Annotated in this window: 21 protein-coding genes and 1 pseudogene; 12 read left to right on the plus strand and 10 right to left on the minus strand. The window is 70.5% G+C overall.

Annotated elements, in window-relative coordinates; genetic code table 11:
* Window positions 1–148 precede the first annotated feature (148 nt).
* The gene (locus ABT352_RS13715) at window positions 149–1,321 is read left to right on the plus strand and encodes a sensor histidine kinase (RefSeq protein WP_350945109.1); all 1,173 of its coding nucleotides are present in this window, start codon (window positions 149–151) and stop codon (window positions 1,319–1,321) included.
* 199 nt (window positions 1,322–1,520) lie between these two features.
* Here the strand turns inward: ABT352_RS13715 and ABT352_RS13720 are convergent, their stop codons facing one another.
* The 3 genes from ABT352_RS13720 to ABT352_RS13730 all read right to left on the minus strand — a co-directional run bounded on the left by ABT352_RS13720 (window position 1,521) and on the right by ABT352_RS13730 (window position 6,842).
* Window positions 1,521–2,927: a S41 family peptidase gene (locus ABT352_RS13720; protein ID WP_350945110.1), complete on the minus strand. Its 1,407-nt coding sequence runs from the start codon at window positions 2,925–2,927 to the stop codon at window positions 1,521–1,523.
* A 230-nt stretch (window positions 2,928–3,157) separates the two neighbouring features.
* The gene (locus ABT352_RS13725) at window positions 3,158–6,058 is read right to left on the minus strand and encodes a DUF7824 domain-containing protein (protein WP_350945112.1); all 2,901 of its coding nucleotides are present in this window, start codon (window positions 6,056–6,058) and stop codon (window positions 3,158–3,160) included.
* Between the two features lie 166 nt (window positions 6,059–6,224).
* Window positions 6,225–6,842: a TetR/AcrR family transcriptional regulator gene (locus tag ABT352_RS13730; RefSeq protein ID WP_350945113.1), complete on the minus strand. Its 618-nt coding sequence runs from the start codon at window positions 6,840–6,842 to the stop codon at window positions 6,225–6,227.
* Between the two features lie 50 nt (window positions 6,843–6,892).
* Between ABT352_RS13730 and ABT352_RS13735 the strand changes: the two genes are divergently transcribed.
* The gene (locus ABT352_RS13735) at window positions 6,893–7,837 is read left to right on the plus strand and encodes an NADP-dependent oxidoreductase (RefSeq protein WP_350945114.1); all 945 of its coding nucleotides are present in this window, start codon (window positions 6,893–6,895) and stop codon (window positions 7,835–7,837) included.
* A 103-nt stretch (window positions 7,838–7,940) separates the two neighbouring features.
* Here ABT352_RS13735 and ABT352_RS13740 read toward each other — a convergent pair whose 3' ends face one another.
* Window positions 7,941–8,591, minus strand: coding sequence for a formylglycine-generating enzyme family protein (locus ABT352_RS13740; RefSeq protein WP_350945388.1), 651 nt, complete (start codon window positions 8,589–8,591; stop codon window positions 7,941–7,943).
* 200 nt (window positions 8,592–8,791) lie between these two features.
* Between ABT352_RS13740 and ABT352_RS13745 the strand changes: the two genes are divergently transcribed.
* A complete protein-coding gene (locus ABT352_RS13745; protein WP_350945116.1) occupies window positions 8,792–9,490 on the plus strand; it encodes an alpha/beta fold hydrolase in 699 nt (232 codons plus the stop codon).
* 54 nt (window positions 9,491–9,544) lie between these two features.
* Window positions 9,545–10,153: a hypothetical protein gene (locus ABT352_RS13750; protein ID WP_350945117.1), complete on the plus strand. Its 609-nt coding sequence runs from the start codon at window positions 9,545–9,547 to the stop codon at window positions 10,151–10,153.
* A 68-nt stretch (window positions 10,154–10,221) separates the two neighbouring features.
* On the opposite strand, the gene ABT352_RS13755 is transcribed toward ABT352_RS13750, so the two are convergent.
* From ABT352_RS13755 to ABT352_RS13780, 6 genes are all read right to left on the minus strand, one after another.
* Complete coding sequence (locus ABT352_RS13755) at window positions 10,222–10,938, minus strand: NIPSNAP family protein (RefSeq protein WP_350945118.1); 717 nt, start codon at window positions 10,936–10,938, stop codon at window positions 10,222–10,224.
* An 82-nt stretch (window positions 10,939–11,020) separates the two neighbouring features.
* Window positions 11,021–11,443 (minus strand): Rrf2 family transcriptional regulator, encoded by a 423-nt coding sequence (locus ABT352_RS13760; RefSeq protein ID WP_350945119.1) that lies wholly within the window; start codon window positions 11,441–11,443, stop codon window positions 11,021–11,023.
* A gap of 279 nt (window positions 11,444–11,722) precedes the next feature.
* Window positions 11,723–12,469 carry a phosphotransferase family protein gene (locus ABT352_RS13765; RefSeq protein WP_350945121.1) on the minus strand — a complete coding sequence of 249 codons (747 nt, stop codon included), beginning with the start codon at window positions 12,467–12,469 and terminating at the stop codon, window positions 11,723–11,725.
* 274 nt (window positions 12,470–12,743) lie between these two features.
* Window positions 12,744–13,508 carry a hypothetical protein gene (locus ABT352_RS13770; protein WP_350945123.1) on the minus strand — a complete coding sequence of 255 codons (765 nt, stop codon included), beginning with the start codon at window positions 13,506–13,508 and terminating at the stop codon, window positions 12,744–12,746.
* Window positions 13,509–13,785: 277 nt separating this feature from the next.
* The gene (locus ABT352_RS13775) at window positions 13,786–14,415 is read right to left on the minus strand and encodes a DUF6879 family protein (RefSeq protein ID WP_350945124.1); all 630 of its coding nucleotides are present in this window, start codon (window positions 14,413–14,415) and stop codon (window positions 13,786–13,788) included.
* Window positions 14,408–14,752, minus strand: a complete 345-nt coding sequence (locus ABT352_RS13780) for a hypothetical protein (RefSeq protein WP_350945126.1) — start codon at window positions 14,750–14,752, stop codon at window positions 14,408–14,410. Before ABT352_RS13780 ends, ABT352_RS13775 begins: the two co-directional genes overlap by 8 nt.
* A gap of 309 nt (window positions 14,753–15,061) precedes the next feature.
* On the opposite strand from ABT352_RS13780, the gene ABT352_RS13785 reads away from it, so the two are divergent.
* From ABT352_RS13785 to ABT352_RS13815, 8 genes and pseudogenes are all read left to right on the plus strand, one after another.
* Window positions 15,062–16,057 carry a zinc-binding dehydrogenase gene (locus ABT352_RS13785; protein ID WP_350945128.1) on the plus strand — a complete coding sequence of 332 codons (996 nt, stop codon included), beginning with the start codon at window positions 15,062–15,064 and terminating at the stop codon, window positions 16,055–16,057.
* A 64-nt stretch (window positions 16,058–16,121) separates the two neighbouring features.
* Window positions 16,122–16,430, plus strand: a pseudogene (locus ABT352_RS40770) (alcohol dehydrogenase catalytic domain-containing protein); the annotation flags it as partial.
* Window positions 16,431–16,472: 42 nt separating this feature from the next.
* Window positions 16,473–17,162 carry an NADP-dependent oxidoreductase gene (locus ABT352_RS13790; protein WP_502992865.1) on the plus strand — a complete coding sequence of 230 codons (690 nt, stop codon included), beginning with the start codon at window positions 16,473–16,475 and terminating at the stop codon, window positions 17,160–17,162.
* Between the two features lie 304 nt (window positions 17,163–17,466).
* A complete protein-coding gene (locus ABT352_RS13795; RefSeq protein ID WP_350945130.1) occupies window positions 17,467–18,525 on the plus strand; it encodes a LacI family DNA-binding transcriptional regulator in 1,059 nt (352 codons plus the stop codon).
* Window positions 18,522–19,772 (plus strand): sugar ABC transporter substrate-binding protein, encoded by a 1,251-nt coding sequence (locus tag ABT352_RS13800; protein WP_350945132.1) that lies wholly within the window; start codon window positions 18,522–18,524, stop codon window positions 19,770–19,772. The genes ABT352_RS13795 and ABT352_RS13800 overlap by 4 nt, the downstream gene beginning before the upstream one ends.
* Before the next feature lie 2 nt (window positions 19,773–19,774).
* Complete coding sequence (locus tag ABT352_RS13805; protein WP_350945133.1) at window positions 19,775–20,722, plus strand: carbohydrate ABC transporter permease; 948 nt, start codon at window positions 19,775–19,777, stop codon at window positions 20,720–20,722.
* A gap of 68 nt (window positions 20,723–20,790) precedes the next feature.
* A complete protein-coding gene (locus ABT352_RS13810) occupies window positions 20,791–21,600 on the plus strand; it encodes a carbohydrate ABC transporter permease (protein ID WP_350945135.1) in 810 nt (269 codons plus the stop codon).
* Between the two features lie 18 nt (window positions 21,601–21,618).
* Entirely contained in the window at window positions 21,619–23,241 is a 1,623-nt protein-coding gene (locus ABT352_RS13815) for a glucoamylase family protein (protein WP_350945137.1), read from the plus strand.
* Window positions 23,242–23,336 lie beyond the last annotated feature (95 nt).

The following is a 23,336-nucleotide window of genomic DNA, read 5'->3' on the forward strand; positions in this document are numbered from 1 at the left end:
GGAGGAACCCGGCGCTCCCGGTACACGACCGGAGGCGCGCGGCATGCCCGGCGTACGGTCGGAAAGGCACGGCATGCCCGGCACACCGTCGGAGAAGGGCGGTGCGTCCGGCGTGCGGTCCGGGAACGCGCGGTGCCGGGGGGCCGCTGTGAGCGGGCGCGCGGCCAGGAAGGTCTTCGGCACGGTACGGATGCGTCTGACCCTGCTGTACACCGGCCTGTTCCTGGTCACCTCGACGATCCTGCTCACCGTGGTGAACTTGCTGCTCAGCAACGCGCTGGAGAGCCGGGTCAGATCCATCAAGGAGGACTTTCCGCCCTTTGAAGGATTCCCCCTGGGGGTGCCCGCGCCGAGGGCGCCAGACCTGCCCGACCTCCCGGCGCGCCCCGAGGTCGTCGACGTCGTGAACACCCTGTCCGGCGCGGTGCTGCGCTATCAGTGGACGGTGAGCGCGATCGTGATCGCCCTGCTCACCGTCGTCTCGGTGGTCGCCGGCTGGTGGCTGGCCGGACGGGTGCTGAGCCCGCTGCGGCACATCACCGCCACCGCGCGCCGTCTCTCCCTGTCCAACCTGCACGAACGGATCGGGCTCGCCGGTCCCCGTGACGAGCTCACCGACCTCGCCGAGACCTTCGACGCGATGCTGGAACGGCTGGAACGGTCGGTCGACAGCCAGCGCCGGTTCATCGCCAACGCCGCCCACGAACTGCGGACCCCGCTCTCCGTCCAGCGGGCCGCGATCCAGATCGGGCTGGACGACCCGCTGCCGGACCGGCTGGTCCCGGTACGGGAGAAGCTGCTCACCGCGAACCGCAGGACCGAGCGGCTGATCGACTCGTTGCTCCTGCTCGCCCAAGCGGAACACGGCCCGGACGGCATGGAGCCGGTGGCCCTCGACGCGCTGGTCCGCCAGGCGGTCGAGGAGACGGCCGTCGACGGCGTCGACGGCATCGTCATCACCTCGGAGATCCGGCCGGTCGTCGTCGCGGGTGACCCGATCCTGCTCGGCAGGCTCCTGACCAACCTGCTGCAGAACGCGGTCCGCCACAACCGTCCCGGCGGGACCGTACACGTCGGCCTCACCGTGACCGGCGTGCTGACCGTACGCAACACCGGCCCAGAGGTGCCCGCCGAACGGATCGACGAGCTGTTCCAGCCGTTCCGCAGGCTGCACTCCCGGACCGGAAGCGCCGACGGCGCCGGTCTCGGCCTGTCCATCGTGGCCTCGATCGCCCAAGCCCACCACGCCACCGTCACCGCCCGGCCCAACCCCGGCGGCGGCCTCGAACTGACCGTGATCTTCCCCGTCCTTAGGGGCTGACATGAGTCTCCTCGTCCGCAGCGGCCGACCGTGAGCTCCGCAACGGCAGACTGTGAGCTCCACAGCGGTCGAGCGCGACTCTTCTCACGTAGCAGCCGACCACGAGCTTCCCCGCACGCGGCGAGGGAGCGTGAGCCTCCTCGCCCGCGACACAGAGGAAGGAGCCCGGCGGTCGCCGGGCTCCGTGAGCGGGGAAGGGCTACTTCAGCAGGGTGAGGGCCTTCGTGACGCCCGGGTCGCGTCCGGCGGACAGGTCCGCCGAGGTCATCGGGGCCTGGTGGTCGGGGGCGACACCGATGGTGTTGACGACCTCCCGGTTCGCTCCGATCTCGTGCTTCTTGGGCAGGATGAGGACGCTGCCGTCGTCGAGCAGATAACCGGCTCCCGGGCCCGACACCGCGCCGGCGGTGCGGGTGCCGACCAGGGTGCCGAGACGGAGATCCTTGACCGTGCTGGTGAAGGAGTCGCACGCCGAGGCGCAGTTGCGGTCGGTGAGCGCGACGAGGGGCAGACCCAGCAGCGGCACGGTGTCGTCGCTCCGGTTGGCGGTGCAGCGGCCGTGCACGTCGCACCAGTAGCTGGTGACCTTGCCGTGCGTCCAGGCACCGAGCAACCTGGAGACCTCCTGCGGGCTGCCGCCGCCGTTGCCGCGCAGGTCCAGCACGACCCCGCGCAGGGTCGCCTTCTCGCGCAGGGAGGCGATGGCCTCAAGGACCTTGTCCGCCGCGCCGGGGAAGAAGCCCGGCAGCGCGACGTAGGCGACGGAGCCGGAGAGCAGCTTGGACTCGACCTTCGGCTCGGAGCCGGAGGAGGGGGCGGGGGTCACCGAGACGTCGACGGTGCCGCCGGTGGAGGGACGGCGCAGGGTGAGCCGGACCGCCTTGCCCGCCGGGGGCCTGATGAGCCCGTCGAGGACTCCCTGGGAGAGCACCCCGTTGACGAAGAGCGGCACCCCGTCGACCGAGACGAGTTCGTCGCCCGGCCGGATCCCCGCCTTCGCGGCCGGACCTTCCTGGCGTACGTCGGTGACGAAGAGCGGCGGGGTGGCCGCCGGATCGATCACCCCCGGGGGACGGATGCCGGAGAGGCGGGCGCCGAGGGACAGCCCGCCGGGGGTCGGGCGGTCCCAGTTCGCGTGGTTGTCGTCGAGGCTTCGCACCATCCCCCGCATCGTCGCCTCCGCGACCGCCTGCCGCACCTCGGGGTCGGCGGGCAACGTGCCGACGACCTTCTGGTAGACGGCGCTGAACGCAGCCCAGTCGGCTTTCTTGTCGCCGGTGAGCGCGGGCATCGTCGCGTTCGGCCGGTCGAGTCCGCGGCGCTGCAACTCCTGGGTGAGCGCGGTGAACGCGGGCACCAGCAGCGCGCGGGGATCCAAGACTGGGCCGCTGTAGTAGTTGGCGAAGACGCAGTGGTATGCCTGCTCGAGGGTGGTGACGGTGGTCGGCTTCAACGGCGGAGGCTCGGACGGCCCCGACGGTCCTGACAGGGACACGCACGCCGGTGGTCGGCCGCCGTACCCACGGTCGGCGCTCGCGCCGGTGGCCCCGGAACCGATGAGAGCGGCGAGCGCGATCGCGATGACGAACGATTTTCTGCTTCTCATGCCGCCGAGCTTCGCGATCATGCTGTTGCCCGGATGTGAACGCGAACGTTAACACCGCCGTAGCGGTCCCTCCGGTAGGAACACTGCTTTTGGGAGCCCGGCGCCGGTCGCGGGGAGATGGTACCGGCCGCGACCGATTGTGTCGGCTTGGCCGATCGGCCGACAGGGAGCCGGGCTACGTCATTGAGAGCGGGGGAGGAGGGACATCCGGTCAAGAAGGTTCCGCCTGTTCAGACGGGTGTCCGTGTCGCGGCCTGCTCCTGTCGGCCCAGTAGTTGTTCGTGCAGGGTGCGGGCGGTGCGTACGAAGTTGCTCGTCCCCTTGCGGGCCGCCGCCTCGGCGACCGCGGGGACGGGGCCGTGCGCTCCGGCCCAGCGGGCGGCGTCGATCGCGAGGGAGAGCGCCTGGGTGTGGCTTGAATGCGGTCGCTCGTCGGGTCCTGGCAGGTAGACCGGCAGCAACCCGGTCATGATCTCCCACACCTGCCGGTGCGCACCCTGTTTCGCGCATTCCTCCAGCGCCGAGCGCACGGGGCTCATCGTGGTCACCTCCCTGCGCAGGGAGAGCCCGAGCTGACGGCCGCATTCCACGGTGGGCAGGCAGTCGGCGGCGGCCGCGTCCAGCAGCAACCGCAGACCGCGTTCGGGCCATGCGAACATGCCCTGCTGGGCCAACTGGACGGCGATCAGCAGCGCCGTCGCCTCACCCACCGGCCCGTCCTGGGAGAACAGCGCGGTCACGTACTGATGGAAGTAACCCGGCCGCTCCCAGGTGTCGAGCAGGTGCGGCAGCAGGTGCATGGCCACCGTCTCCCGATTCGAGGGCAGCGTCAGCCGCCAGAACTCCATGTACTTGCCGTCGTCTTCGTCCGTCCAGGAACGCGGGTCGGACAGTAGCGTGTCGATCAGCGCGAGCCCCGTCGGTTCGAGGCGGATGCGGGGGTTCAGTCGGGGGGAGTGCTCGCCCTTCTGCCGGTCGTGCGTGTAGGCGCCGCCGGCGTGTGCCCAGTCCACCCGCAGTTGCGGCTCCGGCCGATCGGTCAGCCAGCGCGCCAGCGTGGCGCCCGCCTGGGAGGTCAGCTTCCCGGCACGGTCGACCACCTCGGCGGACGCCTCGCGCGGCAGTCGCAGCAGCGCCTGCCCCAGGTCGGCGGGCAGGACCTGGGCGCCGGCCCGCTCGTACCCCTCCAGGCGGGCCACCAGCTCGGCGGGATCGAGGTGACCGGAGGTCAGGGTCGGGGTGGCCAGCAGGTACGGAGGCAGCGTCCCGGCTTTCAGCGCGGAGTGGACCTCGGCGCAGCGCAGCAGCATGGCGTAGTGCGGTGCCGAGAGGTGACGCGGGTCAGGCAGACGGTCGTGCGGCGCCTTTTCCTGCTTCTCCTGCTCATCGAGTCTTCTCCAGCTGCCCGACGACATGATCCACACGTTCAGGATCTCCGCTTCGAGCGGCGGGCCCTGGGTGAAGTGCTCAAGATTGCCCAGCGGAGTGCCGTTCTCGGTGAGGGCCGCGGCGATGTTCTCTCGCATCTCGGCGGGCAACCGGCCGAAGTCCACCTCGATGTCGCGCTCCTCGTCGCCTTCGGCGATGCGCACGCCGATGACATGTCTGGCGTACTCGGGAGCCTGTTCGGGCTCGGGGGTCGGCGGCTCCTGCCCGGGGTCGGCGGCCTCGCGCAGCAGCGCCTCCGTCCACTCCTCAAGGCGGCACCATTGACGCCGCTCGTAAATACGGCCCTGGCCGGGGCGCGGTCGCCTGGACGGGGCGCGGACGAAACCGTCGAGCCACCGTTCGAAGATGATGACGTCGCCCACCTGGCCGTAGGCGGCGGTCAGGTCCTCCAAGGCCGGTGGGAACGGCTCGCGGGCGAGTGGCTGGAACGGCGGCAGCGTCCCCGGCTCGAAGTCGTCGATCTCCTCCGGCTCGGCTGCCACCACCCCGTACGCCTGGGAGAGCCGCGCCGCCAGCTCGGCGGGCAGGACGCTCGCCGCCTCGCGGACGGCCTCGGCTCCGGCGGGCGTGAAGCGCCGGGCGTGCTTGACGGCCAGGCGCACCGCGCGCTCGCGCACCTCGTAGGGCTCGCACAGGAATGCCGAGGCGAGCGCCGGGGCCAGCTCGTCGAGGTCGCCGTCCACGTCGCGGGCGGCCTGGTCGAGCAGGGTCAGTCCGGCCCGCACGAGCTTGCCCTCGGGGCGGAACAGCAGCGCCGACACCGCCTCGTCGATCTCCTCGCCGCTCAGCCCGCCCGCACCGCGCAGCTGCCGTAGCGCCAGCTCGGCCACCGGCCCCGGCGCGGCGGGCAGCAGTCGCAGGTAGTCGCGAGTGCGCTCGGCGCTCGGCGCCGGGTCGAGCATCTCGTGCAGGCGAACGAAGAAACGCAGGTCGGCGGCGTTGCCACCGCGCAGGAACCGGCGCAGGCAGCCGTCGACCAGCGGATCGGGGGCGAGTCGGCCGGCCGTGACCGCGGCGCGCAGCGCCCCCAGCCAGGTGCGGAGGCCGGGATCCCACGAGGGCGGATCGACGCTGTCTCCGCGCAGCGCCCGGCCCACGCCCTCGGCCTCGCACAACCGGGGCACCAGGTGCTCGGCCAACGGGTCGTGCTCCAGATCCGGCGGCTGGGACACCCAGGCGACGGCGAGCGGGTCGTGCTCGGGCGGGACGGCACCGCTACGGCGCAGCAGCTCCAGGGCCAACGGCATGCTGTCGTCCCTGGCCTGGGTCCGGTTGCCGCGCAGCCGCAGGGCCAGCCGCACCGCGAGACCGGCCTGCCACTGCTGCGGTCGCGCGGCGATCACCCGCAGCAGTGGCCCGGAGTCCAGCGGTGGCCGCCAACGGGTGAAGTCGCGCCGATACAGCCAGGTCGCGACGGCGGCCACCCCGCCGAACACGCCCGCGCCGGCGACCCGCATGGGCTCGATCCATTCCTCGCCGCCGCTCCATACCCCCCGGCGCTGGTCGCGTTCCTCGACCGCTGTCCTGGCGACGCCGATGTGGTCGGGCAGCTCGCGAGCCACCTCCCGGCACCCGGCCTCGTCCAGAGCCAACACGGCGTCTGCGACCAGGGCCGGGTCACCGGCGGCGATGGCCGCGCGCACGCTCGACCAGGCCCCGCTCACGGGGGATTGTGTCGTCATGCCGCACACCGTAGAGATCGCCCCCGACAGAACCGGATCTCACATGAACAGCACCGGGTACGCGATGCGGTGGAGGCGGGGAAGGCGGAGGCCGTGCCGGTGCCGACGGTGAAGCTCACGCAGCCGGCGGGACCGCGGCGCCAGGGGCGCTGTGAGAGAACCGGTTTTACCGGAGCGGTAGCCGGACGGCCGGCGGGAGAGGGGAGAGTCCGGGGTGTGCCTGGAACGACTGGATCATCAGTGCGGCGAAGCGGCGAGCGGCGGCCGCCCGCAGTTCGGGGGACTCGGCTCGGATGCCCTCGTTCGCCGTCATCGTCAGGACGACGTCTTCCAGAACGACGTCGGCGCGAAGGTCGCCCGCCTCCTTGGCCTTGCTCAGGAGTTCGCGTATCCCGCGTAGGGCGCGGTCGCGGTCGGCGGCCAGGCCCACCGATGCGGGCAGTCGTGAGACGAAGGCGTGGGAGAAGCCCCGGCCGAGGGCACGCATCTCCATGAGCCTGAAGATCGTCTCGCGGAACCCGTGCCAGGGGTCGGGGTCGGCCCGGCCTTCGTCGACGATCTGGGAGCACAGCGTCATCCCTTCGCCGAAGGCCGTGGTGAGCAGGGACTCCTTGGTCGGGAAGTGCCGGTAGACGGTCGCCGGGCCGACCTGGGCGCGGCGGGCGATCTCCCGGATAGGCACGTCCAAGCCTTCCTGGGCGAAGGCGGCGCGGGCGGCGGCGAGGATCCGGGCGCGGTTGTCCCGGACGTCCGAGCGCCGACTCTGTCTCACTTCCGCCGTCACGACTCTCACTTTAGACAAGCGGATGAAGTGCTCCGTTACCGTCAAATTTCATGAGAGCTGTCCAGTTTTCCGAGTACGGTCCACCCGAGGTCCTGCAGGTGGCCGAGGTTCCGGAGCCGCACGCCGGACCGGGGGAGATTCGCATCGCCGTCCGGGCGTCCGGACTGTCCGCGGGCGAGGCGCGCCTGCGCTCAGGGGAGATGCGTCATGTGGTGCCGCTGACGTTCCCGTACCGGACGGGGTTCGACGCCGCGGGCGTGGTCGACGAGGTCGGCGACGGCGTCACCGGCGTTCGTGTCGGCGACGAGGTGTTCGGGATGGCGCATTCCGCCGTGCGCGGCGCCAACGCCGATCACGTCGTCCTGACCGCCTGGGCTCCCAAGCCCGCGGTATGGGACTGGGCGGAGGCGGGCGGTGCGGCGGGCCTCGTCGAGACCGCCACCCGGGTTTTCGACCGGCTCGCCGCCGGCTCCGGCGACACGGTGCTGATCCAGGGAGCGGCCGGTGGGGTCGGCACGGTCGCCGGCCAGCTCGCGGCGGTCCGCGGCGCCCGGGTCATCGGCACCGCCAGTGCCCGCAACCACGACTTCCTGCGCTCCCTCGGCGTCGAACCGACGACCTATGGGCCCGGCCTGGTCGAACGCGTCCGAGCGCTGGCCCCGGCCGGGGTGGACGCGGTGTTCGACTGCGCCGGAGGAGCACTGCCCGACCTCGTCGCCCTCGCCGGAGACCCGGCCCGGGTCGTCACGATCGCCGACACCACCGCGGCCGCGCACGGCGTCCACATGTCCCACGGCGTCCCCGACGACGGCACCGCCCTCGCGGCGAACGCCGACCGACCGGCGGTACACGGCCTCGGCCTCGCCGTCGACCTCGCCGCCCAGGGCCGCCTGCGCATCCCCGTCGCCGCCGCGTTCCCGCTCACCCACGTCGCCGCCGCCCACGAACTGAGCGAGACCCGTCACGCCCGCGGCAAGATCATCCTGATGCACTGATTTCCGGAAAGCGGCAGGCGGCCAGGGCGTTCACTTTCCCAGCCGGTCGGAACCAGACGAAACGCGTCCGCCGCGGGTCCCGTATCGAGGGCAGGCGGTGTCCTTAGCGCGATCGGGCGAGCCGGAATCCCAGGTCGTCGATGCGGAGGGTCGGGTGGCTCTTGCGGCGGCACGACGCCCGGCATCCCCGGGGGTGATCGGACACACCTCCGCCCCTGAAGACCCGGTACGGGCCGTAGACCTCGGGGTCGTAGACGTCCCAGCACCACTCCCACACGTTGCCGATCATGTCGTACAGCCCCCATGGGTTCGGCGCCCTGGTCGCGACGTCGTGGACCTCGCCGCCGGAGTTGCCGCGGTGCCAGGCGATCTCGTCCAGCTCCCCGTAGCGGACGCCGGTGGTCCCGGCCCGGCAGGCGTACTCCCACTCGGCCTCGGTCGGGAGGCGGTAGCCGTCGGCTTCCCGGTCGAAGACCACGTCCTCGCCGTCGGGGTCGTCGCCGATCGAGTAGCAGGGGGCGAGCCCTTCCGCCCGCGAGAGCAGGTCGCAGAACCGGACGGCGTCCATCCAGGAGACCTCGGTCACCGGCGTCCGCGGCCCCGCCGGGCTCGCGGGCGCCTCGCCCAGGACGGCGCGGTACAGTTCGCGGGTCACCGGATAGGAGGCCAGCTCGAAGGCCCCGATCTCGACCTTCCAGATCGCCTTCGTGCCCTCGTCCCGCAGGAAGACGTTTCCCGCCGGGATCGCGACCATGTGCTCGGCGATGGCGATGGCGACGGCGGTCGCCTCGCGCGGCGTCGGCTCGGCGCTCATCGTTCGTCCTGCTCCACCCGATCGGTCCGGGTGAACGACATGCGGACACCCCCGTTCGTGAACGCTACCAGGCGCGTCGGCGGGCCGACGGTCTCGCGGTCGCGGCCGGGATTGTCGGTCTGTTCCGCTACGTTGCCGCCATGGCGGATTTCGTACTGGTCGCAGGTGCGTGGCTCGGGTCGTGGGCGTGGGACGAGGTGGTGCCCGAGCTGCGCGCGGCCGGGCACGGCGCCCATCCGCTGACACTGTCCGGTCTCGCGGACAAGCGGGGCGTGCCCGCCGGGCAGCGGACCCACGTTCAGGACATCGTCGACGAGGTCGAACACCGTGATCTGCGCGACGTCGTCCTGGTCGGGCACAGTTACTCGGGAATCCCGGTCGGTCAGGCCGCCGAGCGGATCGGTGACCGGTTGGCCCGCGTGGTCTTCGTCGACTCCGACGTTCCGGCCGACGGAGAGTCCTTCGTGTCCGGCTGGCCGTACGGCCGGGCGATGGTGGAGGCCTCGATCGCCGAGACCGGCGGCTTCTGGGCGCCGCCTGCGGCGGCCGGTTACGACGGCCAGGGTCTCACCGGCGAGCAGATCGCCCGGATCGTGAGCGGCGCGACGCCGCATCCGGGCGCCACGTTGACCGAGCCGGCGGTGCTGGCACGCCCGCTCGGCGAGCTACCGGCGACGTACGTCAAATGCCTGCTCGACGGCGACGAGCCGAGCGACGACGTCGCCAAGCTGCTGAGCGGTGAGCACTGGCGGCTGGTCAAGATGGACACCGGTCATTGGCCGATGTTCTCCCGGCCGCGAGAGCTGGCGCGGATCCTGCTCGACGAGGCCGCGGCGTGATGGTCACCGCCGTTCCGGCCACTGTTGTCAGGCGCATGAGTGGACGGTGTGGGAGTGCCTGAGCGGGGCGCGGGTGCCGCGGCGGAGCGCGGCGGTCTCGCGTGGGCGGTGACCGAGATGGCCGCGCCCCAGTACGTCGCGGTCGCGTTGCCGCCGGTGGCCGGTCTGCTCGCCCACGGATGGGTGGGCGCGCTGTGGGGTCTGCTCGCGTCGGCGCTGTGCGCCGGTGTGCCCGTTGGGGTGATCGCGGTCGGCGTGCGGCGGGGCCGCCTGGACTCGATGCATCTGGTCGACCGGAATTCTCGCAGGGGGCCGATGCTCACCGGGCTGATCGCGGTGGTCGTCGGTCTGGTGGTGCTGGTCCTGCTGGACGCGCCGCTCATCGTGACGGCCACGGCAGGGGTGATGCTCGGCTGGATCCTGGTCATGGGGGCGATCACCTTGACGTGGAAGGTCTCCTTTCACACGGGGGTGTCCGCCGGGGCGGTGGTGGTGCTGGCACATGTGCTGCCCGCCGCGGTGACGCTCGCGGTGGGTGCCGTCCTCGTTGGCGTGATCGGGTGGGCTCGGGTGAAGGTCTCCCACCACACGCCCGCCCAGACCCTCGTGGGTGCGGTGACCGGGGCGGGCGTGGCGTGGGCGGTGCTGGCACTGACGCTCTGACTCCGCCTTCGGTTTCGCGTGCTCCATCCCGAGGTCGTGCTCCATCCCGAGATATGGGGCCGCACGCCTCAGCGCAACGACGACCTGGCCGTGGGCGCCAACCGGAGCCGCCGCGGAGCGCCGGTGAGGGTTTCCGACAGTTCCGGGAGCACCCGATCGCGCCATGTGCGTGAGCCGGCCAGCCGCTCCTGGTGATCGGCGAGATCGTCGGGACCGGCGAACCGGGAGAACCACACGAAGACGTTCTCCCCGGTGCGGACCGGCAGGGCGGGGAAGGTGTTCTCTGCGTACTCGGTCCGCAGGCAGGCGAGCGGCCGTGCTCCGATCTCGGTCAGCACCGGTCGTACGGAGCGGTCGAAGAAGTCCGCGAACGCGTCGTCGAACGGCCGGTCGCGGTGACAGAGCGTCGCGACGACGATCGACGTCGGAGTGGCATCGCCGAGTGGAGGCCGTGCCGCTGCCGGGAAGTCCTCTCGGGTGCGCAACAGCAGCACGTCATCGGAGTCGATCATCGTCGCGTTGGCCCGATCGCGGTTCGCCTTCCAGACCGGACCGCCGTAGAAGGAACGCAACGCCTGGGCGCGGTGCTCCATGTCGGGGAATCCGCGGAGCCAGACGAATCGGTTCGGAGCGTCGAGGTCGCGGAACTGGCCGATGACGGTCATTCCCGTCGCCTCCTGCGGCTCGACGAACTCCCGCTCGAAGAGGTCGATCAGTACGTCGCGTTCACCCTCGTGCAGGGTGTACTGCCTGAGCTCGACGATCGGGTATCGACTGTCCTCCACCGGTGAGGCTCCTTCCGTTTTGATGGAACAAACATTGTTACTACTGAAGGCGCGTGTTGCCCGAAGGTGGGCGTCGGTGTGCCTACAGGCAGTCCCGCAGCACGTCGGCGATCGAGGTGAGAGCGAGTTCGCGGCGCAGGCTCTGGTCGGCCCGGTCGTAGACCACGTCCAGCACGGGCCGGATGCCCCTGCCGATCGGGCATTCCAGGTTGGGTTCGGTGCGGTGCATGGCGAAGAGCGGTTCTCGCTCCACGGCGTCGTACACCTGAAGCAGGGTGATGTCCTCGGGCGCGCGGGCCATGCTCCAGCCGGCCCCGGCCCCGTGGCGGACCTCCACCAGGCCCGCCCGGCGCAGATCGCCGAGGCTGCGTCGGATGATCACCGCATTGGTGTTGACGCTGGCGGCGACCTGCTCCGAGGTGAGCCACTCCTGCCCGCGCCGCTGGGCGAGTGCGATCCAGGTCAGCGCGTGTACGGCGATCGTCAGCCGGCTGTTCGCGGCCATCGGCCCTCCTGTCTGTAACAAGGCATGTTACAGCTAAACGGCCGGTGCGGAACCGGACGCGGAGCGCGCGAAAAGCGATCTGGTGCTTGGTCGTACGTGTTCACCGGCGGCGACGTGAGCTGATTCAGGTCTTTCGGACGGTGAGGCACAGGATCGGCCGATCATTGATTAAAGGCGGTCCCGGTATCCGGAAGGTGCGCGAGCAGCGCCTTCCCGAACGCCGTCGCGCGGGCCGCCTCGTGAAAGCCCAGGTCCAACGGCATTCGGGCCCGTGCGGCCTCACAGCCGGGACCTCAGCACGTCGACCTCACAGCCCGGCGCGAACGGGTCGAAGCCGTGCTCGCCCAGCCAGCGAACCACCAGCAGACTCCGCAACGACCACCAGGCGCGGATCACGTCGAGATCGACGTCGGTGCCGTAGCCGGTGACCACGTCGCCGAGGTGCTCCTCGTGTCCGAGCGTGAAGGTGGCGAGGTCGAACAGGGCGTCACCTCGGCCCGCCTCGGACCAGTCGATGATGCCCGTGATCTCGTCGCCGTCGACGAACACGTGAGCGATCTGCAGGTCGCCGTGCGTGAACACCGGAGTCCACGGCCGGAGCGCGACCTCGGCGACCTGGCGGTTGCGGGTGACCAGGTCGGCGGGCAGGACGCCGTTCGTCACGAGCCACGCGCACTCGCGGTCGAGATCCGCCGCCAACTCCTCGACGCCCCGGCCGGCCTGGCCGAGCCGGGGCGGCAACGGCGCGTCGTGCAGCTTCCGGATGGCGGCGCCCGCCGCGGCCCACGCCGCCGGTGACGCGGTCGACGGCTCGCCGAGGCGACCGAGGGCCGTTCCCGGGACCGCGGTGATCGCGAGCACCGGCGGCTTGTGCCACAGGACCTCCGGGGTCGGGACCGGCGCCAGGGCGATCGCCTCGACCTCGACGTCGATGCGCGCCTGATCGGCGTCCACCTTCAGGAAGACGTCCCCGACGCGCAGGGTCGCGCGCTCGGAATGGGCGACGACTACTTCGACCTCATCCATGGGCAGCCAGTATCCCGGGGATGATCGTCGAAGTCGCCGGGTTTGTCGCGTACGACGGCGCGGCGGCCGACCGCTGGTCGTCGCGTCGACGAGGAGGTTCGGTGCCTTCGCCCGGTGCCGGAGGAACCCGGGTCGCAGTCGGGCGCGAGCGGGTCAGAGGAACCCGGGTCGCAGTCGGGGGGCGAGCGGGTCAGCCGAAGCGGACGAGCCCCTGCTCGAAGGCGAAGACGACGGCCTGGACCCGGTCCAGCGCGAGCGGTTCCGGGGGATCGTCTCACGGGCGGGGGAGCGCGCCCACCTCATCGTGGCCACCCACGACATCGCGGACCTGGCCGGTACGTACGACTCGGCCGTGGTGCTCGACGCGGGCGGGGTGGCCCACGGCCAGCCAGCCGGCGACCGGCGCCGAAGGAGACAGCGCGTTCGACAGGACGGCCGACAACTGCCAGGTGAGCCGGTCCTGTCCGGTCGAGGCGGCGATCCTGGTCGCCTGCAGGAGGTTCGTGTGGTCACGCTCGGACCAGTCCACGGCGGCGTTGTAGTCGGGGAAGGTCAACGGCTGCACACCGTCCGCCGGCGGTGTGAGTTCCACCCGGGCCTCGGCGGGATTGATCCAGCTCTGGGCGGCGTCGGCGGTGTGCAGGTACCACTCCAGCACCCGCCGTAGCGCGTTCTCCCGTTCCTCGGAAGGTTCTTCCTGCTGTACCTGGTCGGCGGCGTAGGCACGCAACAGGTCGTGGAACTGGTAGCGGTCCGGTGCCGTCTGCTCCAGGAGGTGGGCGCCGACCAGGGAGTCAAGGAGTTGCCGGGTCCGGCCGGGAGACAGGGCGGCGAGGGCCGCGGCGGCGTGGAGACCGAACTCGGGGCCTGGATGTAGGCCCAGCATGCGAAACAACCGGGCGGCCTGCTCCGGCAGGGCGCGGTAGGACCACGCGAACACCGTACGGACGGCTCCGGCCTCTTCGTCGTCTCCCGTGCTCAGGGCGTCCCACAGGGCGGACCTGTCACGCAGGTCGGCGATCAGGTCGTCCAGCCGCATATGCGGGTTGCTGACGGCGCGTTCGGCGGCGATGCGCAGGGCGAGCGGCAGTCGGGCGCATCTTGGAACTCGTCGGTGCGATTGACGAACCCGCGCACATCGGCGGGGAGTTGCCGCGGGGTGAGGTGAGCGGAGTCGCCTCGGCCCTGTTTGCCGTGGTCGTGGAAGTGAACTCCGCCACTGACGTCTCTGGCTTGTACGACATTACGAGAGGACCCTGACAGCTCGGAACGCGAACCGCCGGAGTGCTCTTCTCCCTCTCCGGTCTTTCTGACGTCTACTCCGTCTTCGGCTGGGGCGAGTGAAGATGGGCCAACTCGCGGTCGAAGTAGGAAACAACATCTTCACCGGCCTCATAGAGGCTTTGGATGTATTTCTCCCAACCTGCGATGAAGCCGGGATCGGTGTAGCGGACCGCGCCGTCCGGGACGCCGGTCGCGGTGTAGAGGACGTGGTAGAGGGTCCGGCCGCCGAGGATGACCACTTCCGGCAGTGGATCGGTCTTCTCCAGGGCCTGCACCCTTTCCGCGCCGATCACACGGATCCTCTCACCGCACTCGGCGCGGATCCGCAGAGAGTGCAACTCCCATCGCATATACGGTGTGAGCGGTGTCTCGACCACGCGTACCCGGTGAAAGAAGGAGCCGCGACGTTCGTCCTCCCGGCTGAGCGCGAGCAGGTCGTCCCGTCTTTCGTCGAGAAGCCGCAGCGCCTCGTCCCAGTCGCCTCGGCGAAAGGCGTCACGACTTGGACTGCCCTGCTCCTCGAAGTGCTGTCGCCGCTCGAACTTCCAGGAGTCATGATTGCGAATCAGCGCGTCCCGTTGCCGGAAGTCACGTCGGTAGGCTTCCCTGACGAGTTTCTCGCCCTGTGGGGGAAGGGGGAAAGGGGCGTCGGGATCAAGCATCGGGGATGTCCGTCTTCGCCGTGTCCTGTGCTCTGAGCGGTTTCGGGGAGCCGAAGGTGATGCCGCCTTCGATATCCCTCGCCTGCACCGCGCTGCCGTGCACGGTGCCGCTGATCTCGTTGTGGACGCCACCCGGTTCGGGTTGGGCCGCTTCCGGGCGCGAGGAAACAGTGCCGTAGATCGCGAGACCCAGTCCCAGCAGTCCGACAAAGGCCCCGAGAACGCTGGCGAGCTTGTCGGCGCGATCCAGGCCGACCGCGACGAAATACCACCCCAGCGCGGCCAGCGCCACCAGCGCCACGGCCACCCCCGACCAGGTCAGTGCGCGTCTCGACATGCGTTCAGTGTCCGCCATGTTCCACAGTGGCGAAAGCCCGTGTCGGGAAACCTGCCACGCCTGGCGACCCGGTTCGTTGGTCGCGCCCCTTCCGGCTGTGGGTCGGGCGTCCGTCGGCTTCGCCGTGCGGGGCAACCGATCAGGACTTCGTCGAGGAGGTCAGGACAGCCGCATGGTCTGGGTACCGATGACGTTGAGGAGTTTCCGCCCGTCGGCGGTGTCGGTGCCGGGTGCGGTGCGTGCCGCTTGACGTCAAGCAAACTTTAGGTTTGAGACTGTGCGCGAAGAGATCGAGAGAAAGTGGTCGATATGCGCATTGTTCAGGTGACCGCGTTCGGGGGACCAGAGGTGCTGGTGGTGGACCGGGCAGCGGAGCCGGTCGCCGGAGCCGGGCAGGTCGTGGTCGGAGTGTCCGTGGTGGATGTGCTGTCCCTTGAGACGCAGCTTCGCACCGGTTGGGGCACCGAATTCTTCGGCCAGAAGCCACCGTACGTGCCGGGGGGCGGGGTGGGCGGGCGAGTGGTCTCCGCCGGGGAGGGGGTTGATCCCGGCTGGGTCGGCCGCGACGTCATCGCCATGACCGGCGACGGAGGGTACGCCGAGCGGGTCGTGGTCCCGCTGGAGGCCCTGGTCCCAGTACCGGACGAGCTGGGTGTGCGGGAGGCGACGGCGCTTCTCCAGATCGGTCCGGCCGCGCTGAGCCTGGCCGGCGCGGCCGAGGTCAAGCCCGGGGAGCGAGTGCTGGTCACCGCGGCGGCCGGAGGGCTCGGCACCCTGCTGGTGCAGCTTGCCCACGCGGTCGGTGCTTTCGTGATCGCGACCGCCAGGGGCGGGCACAAACTCGACCTGGCTCGGGAACTGGGAGCCGACATCGTGGTCGACTACTCCGAGCCGGGGTGGCTTGAGCGGGTCCGGGAGGCGGCCGGTGGCGGGAGGCTGCCTGGGGCGGCCGGCGGTGCCGGGGTGGACGTGGTCTTCGACGGTGCCGGGGGCCGGATCGGCCAGGACGCGTTCGGGGTCACCGCGCGCGGCGGCAGGTTCTTCACCTACGGCGTGCCCGGCGGGAGCTTCGCGGAGATCGATCCCGGGGAGGCCGAACGGCGTGGGGTGAGGGTGCACGGGATGGAGCAGGTGCAGTTCGCCCCGGAGGAAGGCAGGCGGCTGGCCGGGCTGGCGCTGTCCGAGGCGGCGGCGGGCCGGATCAGACCGGTCATCGGACAGACCTTCCCCCTCGATCGGGCCGCCGAGGCGCACGCCGCGATCGAGGCGCGCGACACCGTGGGGAAGACCCTGCTGCTGGTCTGAGAGGTTCACCGGCCGGGCGCTCTCCCCACTTCTTTCCGTGCCCTCGTCGTGGCGCACCGGGGTCGTGCGCCCGGCAGTTCATGCCGTCAACCGGGCGTACAAGCGCTCAGAGGGAGAAAACCATGTCCCAGGCCATCCGCTATGTCCGCTACGGCGGTCCCGAGGTGCTCACTCTCGACTCCCCGATCCCGGTCCAGGTCAGGTACGGGTCGCGGTACGGGCCACCGGTGTCAACGGCATCGACTGGAAACTTCGCAGCGGGTTCATGGACCGTGGCCGGCGGCCGGGCGGGCCCACCGGTGTCGGTGTCGAATTCGCCGGAACGATCGAGGCTCTTGGTGCCGGTGCCGGTGCCGGTGCCGGTGCCGGTGCCGGTGCGGGTGCCGGTGCGGGTGCGGGTGTCGGGGGTTGGAGTGTGGGTCAGGCCGTCTTCGGCAGAGTCCTCTCCGGTGCCGCGGCCACCCATGTCCCGGCCGACATCGGGAACCTGCTGGCCATGCCCGCCTGGCTCTCCTTCGAGCAGGCCGCCGCGCTGCCGGTGGCCGTGGAAACCGCCTGGCGTACCCTGCGGGAGCTCGACGTGAAGGAGGGACACACGCTGCTGATCCACGCGGTCGCCGGTGGCGTCGGGTTGGTCGCCGCGCAGCTCGCCAGGGCCAGGGGGGTGCGGGTGGTCGGCACGGCGAGCCAGGCCCGTCACGATTTCCTGCGCGACCTGGGCGTGCGGCCGGTCGAGTACGGCGAAGGCGGCGGGGACGGCGAGGGCATGGCCGGGCGGGTACGCGCCGCGGCCCCGGAAGGTGTCGACGCGGTCCTCGACGCCTCCGGCCGCGACGTGCTCGCCATGTCGGTAGAACTGGCCGGTGGTCCGGACAGGGTGGTCACCGTCGCTGACGGACGGGCCGCCGAGTATGGTGTGCGCTTCTCCAGCGGCGCTGGCGGGGATCCCCTGGAGGAGGTCTTCGCCGAGGTCCTCCCCCTGCTGGAGCGCGGCGCGCTGCGTGTGCCGATCGAGAGGACCTTCCCGCTGGAAAGGACCGCCGACGCCCACCGTCTCAGTGAGCAGGGACATCTCCTCGGCAAGATCGTGATCACTGTTCCGTGACGTGGGATTCGCGGTCGCCGGCTCCGCCGGGGTGACGAGGTGAGATCGGTGTGGAACTCCTGGGCAGGGCCTCATGAGGCTCTCGTTCGGGTCTTGCGAGGCCCCGGGTCGGGATCCTGTGAACCTCCCGGCCGGACCTCACGGGTCCCGATGTGGCGCTGCACTCATTTGGTAACGGTGATGTAACAGACCTTTACCGGTGATTACGTTCGGTGGTTGACTCCGAGCATCCACTGTAAGCGCTTCCACCTTCAGTCGTCGTTGAGTGTAAGCGCTTCCACTCGGCAGGGAGATCGGACGACAGGTGGCAAACAGCGACGAAGGTCAGGGTGCGACCATCTACGAGGTCGCGCAGCGGGCGGGTGTCTCCATCGCCACCGTCTCCCGGGCTCTGCGCAACACCGGACCCGTCTCGGCGGGAACACGCGAGAAGGTGCTGAGGGCGGTCGAGGAGCTCAGCTTCACCCCGAGCCGCCTCGGTGTCTCCCTCGCCCAGGGCCGCCACGCGGCCAACGGGATCGTCTTCCCCGACCTGTCGGGCCCCTACTTCGCCGAAGTCCTCCTCGGCTACGAGGAGGTGGCCTCCGAGCTCGGCCGTTCCGTGCTCATCCTGTCCACGCGCGGGCGGGCCGCCGTACAGGACCTGGTCAGGGACCTGGTCGGCAGGGTGGACGGCATGGTGATCTTCGGCAGGACCGTCGAGGACGCCGTGGTGGACGAGATCGTCAGGAGCAGGACGCCGCTGGTCCTGCTCGCACGCGATCCCGTCGAGCGGGCCGACGCGGTCTGCAGCGAGAACACCTCCTCGGCCGAGGCGCTCACCGCCCACCTGCTCGGCCACGGTTACTCCACCTTCGCGATGGCCGGGGACGACGACGGGGGTGACGTCACCCAGCGCTGGACCGGGGTGAGACGGGTCCTGTCCGACCACGGGATCCGGCCCCCCGAGCCGCTGCCCTGCGAGTTCACCGTGGAGGGCGGGTACGAGGCGGGGCTGACGCTGCTCGCCGGGAAAGCCGGGAAAGCAGGGAAGGCGGGAAGAGCCGGTGGAGCGGGCCGGCCGCAGGCGGTGATCTGCGCCGACGACCAGGTGGCCCTCGGCGTCATCCTGGCGGCCGAGGAACTCGGCCTCGACGTGCCGGGCGACGTGGCGGTCACCGGCTGGGACGACATCATGGCCGCCCGCCACGCCAGGCCCGCCCTCACCACGGTGCGCCAGCCCATGCGCCTGCTCGGCGCCAGTGCCGCCCGCGCGCTGGACGAACTCATCAGGGGCACTCGCAACGTCCCGAAGTCCGAGATTCTCCCCACCCAGCTGATCGTCCGATCCAGCTGCGGTCCTCACCCCCTGGAGGAAAAGTGAAGAAGTACGCCGTCGGGATCCTCGCGCTGGGACTGGTGCTCGCCGGGTGCGGCCGGAGCGGGGACGGGGCCGCGGAACAGGCGAGGGAGGTCGACACCGGCAAGGCCACCGGGGAGGTCACGGTCTGGGCGATCGGGGCGGAGGGGGAGGCGCTGGGCGCCTTCGCCAAGGACTTCGAGACGGCGAACCCCGGCATCACGATCAAGGTGACCCCGCTCGGCTGGGACGTCGCCCACGACAAGATCACCGCGGCCATCGCGGGGAACGCCACCCCCGACGTCACCATGCTGGGCAGCACCTGGATGGGTGAGATGGCCAAGACCGGCGCCCTCGACCCCACCCCGGCCGACCTGATCGACAGGTCGGCGTTCTTCCCCGGCGCGTGGGGCACGGTCGAGGTGGAGGGGACCGCGTACGGCGTGCCCTGGTACGTCGAGACCCGCGCCCTGTACTACCGCAAGGACCTCGCGGAAAAGGCGTCGGTGAAGCCGCCAGTCACCTGGGAGGAGACCACCGCCTTCGTGAAGGCGCTCAAGGAGAAGGGCGGCGCCTCGCTCGGCGTGGAGCAGAACTTCCGGCAGGGCTCCTGGCAGGAGGTGCTGCCGCTGGTGTGGCAGGCGGGCGGCGAGATCGTCTCCGACGGGAAGTGGACGCTGGACACGCCCGAGATGGTCAAGGCGCTCAAGCAGTACGGCTCGTTCTTCGAGAGCGGGCTCTCCAGCACCGACCAGCCGACCGGCGCCTTCCCGCAGACGTTCGTCAAGGGGAAGGTCGGCGCCTTCTACTCGGGGCCGTGGATGATCGCGGGCCTGGAGAAGGAGGGCGGCGACGGCTTCGGGGACAAGTTCGCCGTCGCGCCCTACCCGAAGGGCAGCGCGGGAGGTCCCAGCCTGGTCGGCGGCAGCGACATGGTGGTCTTCAAGGACGCGAAGAACCGCGACGCGGCCTGGAAGTTCCTGAGCTGGCTCGTCGACCCCAAGGTCCAGGCCACCTGGTACACCAAGGTCAACGCGCTGCCCAGCGTCGAGGCCGCCTGGCAGGACCCGGCGCTCACCGCCGACGAGCGGGTCACCGTCTTCGGTGAGCAGCTCAAGGACGCGAAGGCCGTGCCCGCCGTCCCGACGTGGGAGCAGGTGGCCAAGGTGATGGAGACCGAGGTCGAGAAGATGGCCCTGGGCAAGCAGACCGCCGAGGAGACGGCCAAGCGCGTCCAGGAGCAGGCCGAGACCATCGGGACCGGGGTCTGACCATGGTGGTCAGCGAGCGGGTGGACTCGCGTGAGTCCACCGCACCGGCCCCCGCCAGGCAGTGGAGCCCTCGGGGCGGATTCCGCCGCACCGGTCTGGCCTGGATCTTCGTGACGCCCTTCGTCGTGATGTTCGCGGTGTTCTGGGCGGGTCCGCTCCTCGTCGAGCTGGGCATGAGCTTCACCGACATGCGCAGTACCGACGTGCGCGACCCCCTGGCGGTGAACCTCGTCGGACTCGACAACTACCTGCGGCTCTTCGACGACGAGCTCATGCGCCAGGCGGCGCTGAACACGCTGATCTTCGTGGTGACCGCGCTCCCGCTCACCATCGCCCTGGGCCTGGGCGCGGCCGTTGCGCTGAACTCGGGGATCGCCCGGCTGCCGGCCGCGTTCTTCCGGCTCGGCTACTACCTGCCGTACGTCACCAGCATCATCGGCGTCGCGGTGGCCTGGAGGTTCCTGCTCGAACCCGACGCGGGTCTGGTCAATCAGGTGCTCGCGGCGGTGGGCGTGGACGGCCCCCGCTGGCTCGCCGACGAGAACCTGGCGCTTCCCGTGATCATCGTCATGACCGCCTGGCGGAGCTTCGGCTTCGACATGGTCGTCCTGCTGGCCGCCCTGCAGGGCATCCCCAGGGAGCTGTACGAGGCGGCGGAGGTCGACGGGGCCGGTCGCTGGGAGCGTTTCCGCTCCGTCACGCTGCCGATGCTCCGTCCGGCGCTGCTGTTCTGCACCGTCTACAGCTCGATCGGGTTCGCCCAGTTCATGGAGGAGCCGCTGGTGATGACGCGGGGAGGCCCGGCGGGAGCGACCACCTCGGCCTCGCTCGCGATCTACAACCAGTTCGGCTCGGGCAACTACGGCTACGCCGCCGCGGCGGCGAGCGTCCTGTTCACCGTGATCGTGGCGCTGGCCGTCCTGCAGTTCCGGGTCGGGAGGTCCAGATGACAACCGCTTCGGGTCGTAAGGCCCCCGCGAGAGGCCAGGCTTCCGAGAGGCCGGGGCGCGGGGCCCTGGTGAAACGCCGCCTCTCCACGTACGCGCTGCTCAGCGCCGGGCTCGTGCTCGTCGTGCTCCCGTTCGTCTGGACGCTGCTCACCTCGTTCAAGCCGGAGACCGAGATCAGGCGGGATCCGCCGGAGTTCCTGCCGACGCAGTGGACGCTCGGCAACTACGGCGAGCTGCTGGAGAAGATGAACATCACGCAGGTGTTCCTCAACAGCGCGGTGGTGGCCCTCGCCACCGTCGCGGGCAACCTGCTGTTCTGCTCGATGGTCGGATACGCCTTCGCCAAGATGGCCTTCCGCGGCAAGAACGTGCTGTTCGCGCTGGTCCTGACGCAGATGGCGCTGCCCGCCATCGTGGTGATGATCCCGCAGTTCGTGCTCATCGCGAAGCTCGGCCTGGTGAACACCTTCCTCGGGATCATCCTGCCCGGCCTCGTCACCCCGCTGGGCATCTTCCTGATGCGCCAGTTCATCGCGGACATCCCCGACGAGCTGATCCACGCCGCGCGGGTCGACGGCGCCAAGGAGTTCCGGATCTTCTTCAGGATCGTGATGCCGCTGTGCAGGCCCGCCCTCGCCACGCTCGGCCTGATCACGTTCCTCGGCTCGTGGAACAACTTCCTCTGGCCCGCGGTGGTGGCCCAGAGCGAGGACAAATACACGCTGCCCGTCGCACTGGCGATCTTCAACGGCTACCAGGGCACCCAGTACGGCCTGCTCATCGCAGGGGCGGTGGTCGTCGTGCTGCCGGTCCTCGTCCTCTTCGTCTTCCTGCAGCGCTTCTTCACCCAGGGAATCGCCTCCACCGGACTCAAGTAATCCACGTAAGGAGCCCCCGTGCGTCGTCGTCACGCGGCCGCCCTCGCGGCCTGTCTCGCCCTGATCGCGGCAGCCCCCTCTCCCGCCTCGGCCGCCCCTTCCCCCGCCCCCGCTGTCTCCCCTTCCGAGTCTCCCCTGGTATCCCCCGATGTCACCTTGACAACGTCGACACCCGCGACGGCTTCGACGGCGGGGCGGCAGCGGGAGGTGCTGCGCCGCTACGCCGCCGACACCTGGAAGTCCATGGTCGCGATGACCGACCCGGCGACCGGCCTGCCCTCCGACAAGATCGACGGCTCACTCGCCCCCGGCACCCGCGCCAAGGTGACCTCGCCGACCAACATCGCCACCTACCTGTGGAGTACGGTGGCCGCCCGCGAGGTCCGCCTCATCTCCAAGGACGAGGCCCGGCGCCGCGTCGCCGCGACGCTCGCCTCGACGGCGAAACTGGAGCGTCACGCCCCCACCGGGCAGTTCTACAACTGGTACGACCCGCGCACGCTGCAGGTCGTGCGCACCTGGCCCGAGGACGGCTCCGTCGTACAGCCGTTCCTGTCCAGCGTCGACAACGGCTGGCTCGCGGCCGCCCTCATGATGATCCGCAGTGCCGTGCCCGAGGTCTCCAAGCAGGCCGGGACGCTGCTGGGCGGCATGGAGTTCGAGTCCTACTACGACCCGCAGGCCCGGCCGGACGCGGGCACCGGGCTGCTGCGCGGCGGGTTCTGGCCGGAGAAGCCCACCGGCTGCTCGGTCGAGAGCGACTACAACGACTCGGGGACCACGGTCCACTCGACCTGCCACCACTACGGCGCGCTCACCGAGGCGAGGATCGCGAGCTACGTCGGCATCGCCCTCGGCCAGCTCCCGCCCCAGCACTACTACGGCATGTGGCGAACCTTCCCCGACACCTGCGACTGGTCGTGGGCCGAGCAGAAGCCGGTCGGCACCTGGCGCACCTACATGGGCGTCAACGTCTTCGAGGGCACGTACGGCTACCGGGGCATGCGCCTGGTGCCCACCTGGGGCGGCAGCATGTTCGAGGAGCTGATGGTGACCCAGCTCGTACCGGAGGACGTCTGGGGCGCCAGGAGCTGGGGCCGCAACCAGCCCGTCTACATCGCCGCCCAGATCGAGCACGGCATGAACGAGGCGAAGTACGGCTACTGGGGCTTCTCCCCGTCCAACGACCCCGCCGGAGGCTACCGCGAGTACGGCGTGGACGCGATCGGCATGGACACCCCCGGCTACACCTCCGACCAGGAGCGCACCTCCGTCGACTACGGGTTCGAGGGGTGCCGCGAGGGGCAGCCGGAGCCGGAGTCCTACGGCGACGGCGTGGTCACCCCGCACGCGTCGTTCCTCGCGCTGCGCCACACGCCCGGCGCGGCCCTCGACAACCTCGCCAGGCTCAGGACGAACTTCGACGCCTACGGGCCGGGCGGCTTCTACGACGCGGTCGCCGTGCGCAGCGGCAAGGTCGCCAAGCAGTATCTCGCCCTCGACCAGGGAATGATCATGATCGCGCTCGGCAACGCGCTCGCCGACGACAGCCTGCGCCGCCACTTCGCGACCCGCGACGTCACGGCGAAGCTCGCGCCCGTCCTGCGGCAGGAGGAATGGGCCGTCGTGCCTCCCAGGTGACCGTCGTGCCCGCCAAGTGAATCGTGCCGCTCACGCGCGTTGTTCCTCGCGCGTGAGCCGCACACCCACCCCACCCACACCGACCATCGGGGAGA

The sequence above is a fragment of the Streptosporangium sp. NPDC000563 genome, from assembly GCF_040299985.1.
In the GTDB taxonomy this organism is placed as follows: Bacteria; Actinomycetota; Actinomycetes; order Streptosporangiales; family Streptosporangiaceae; genus Streptosporangium.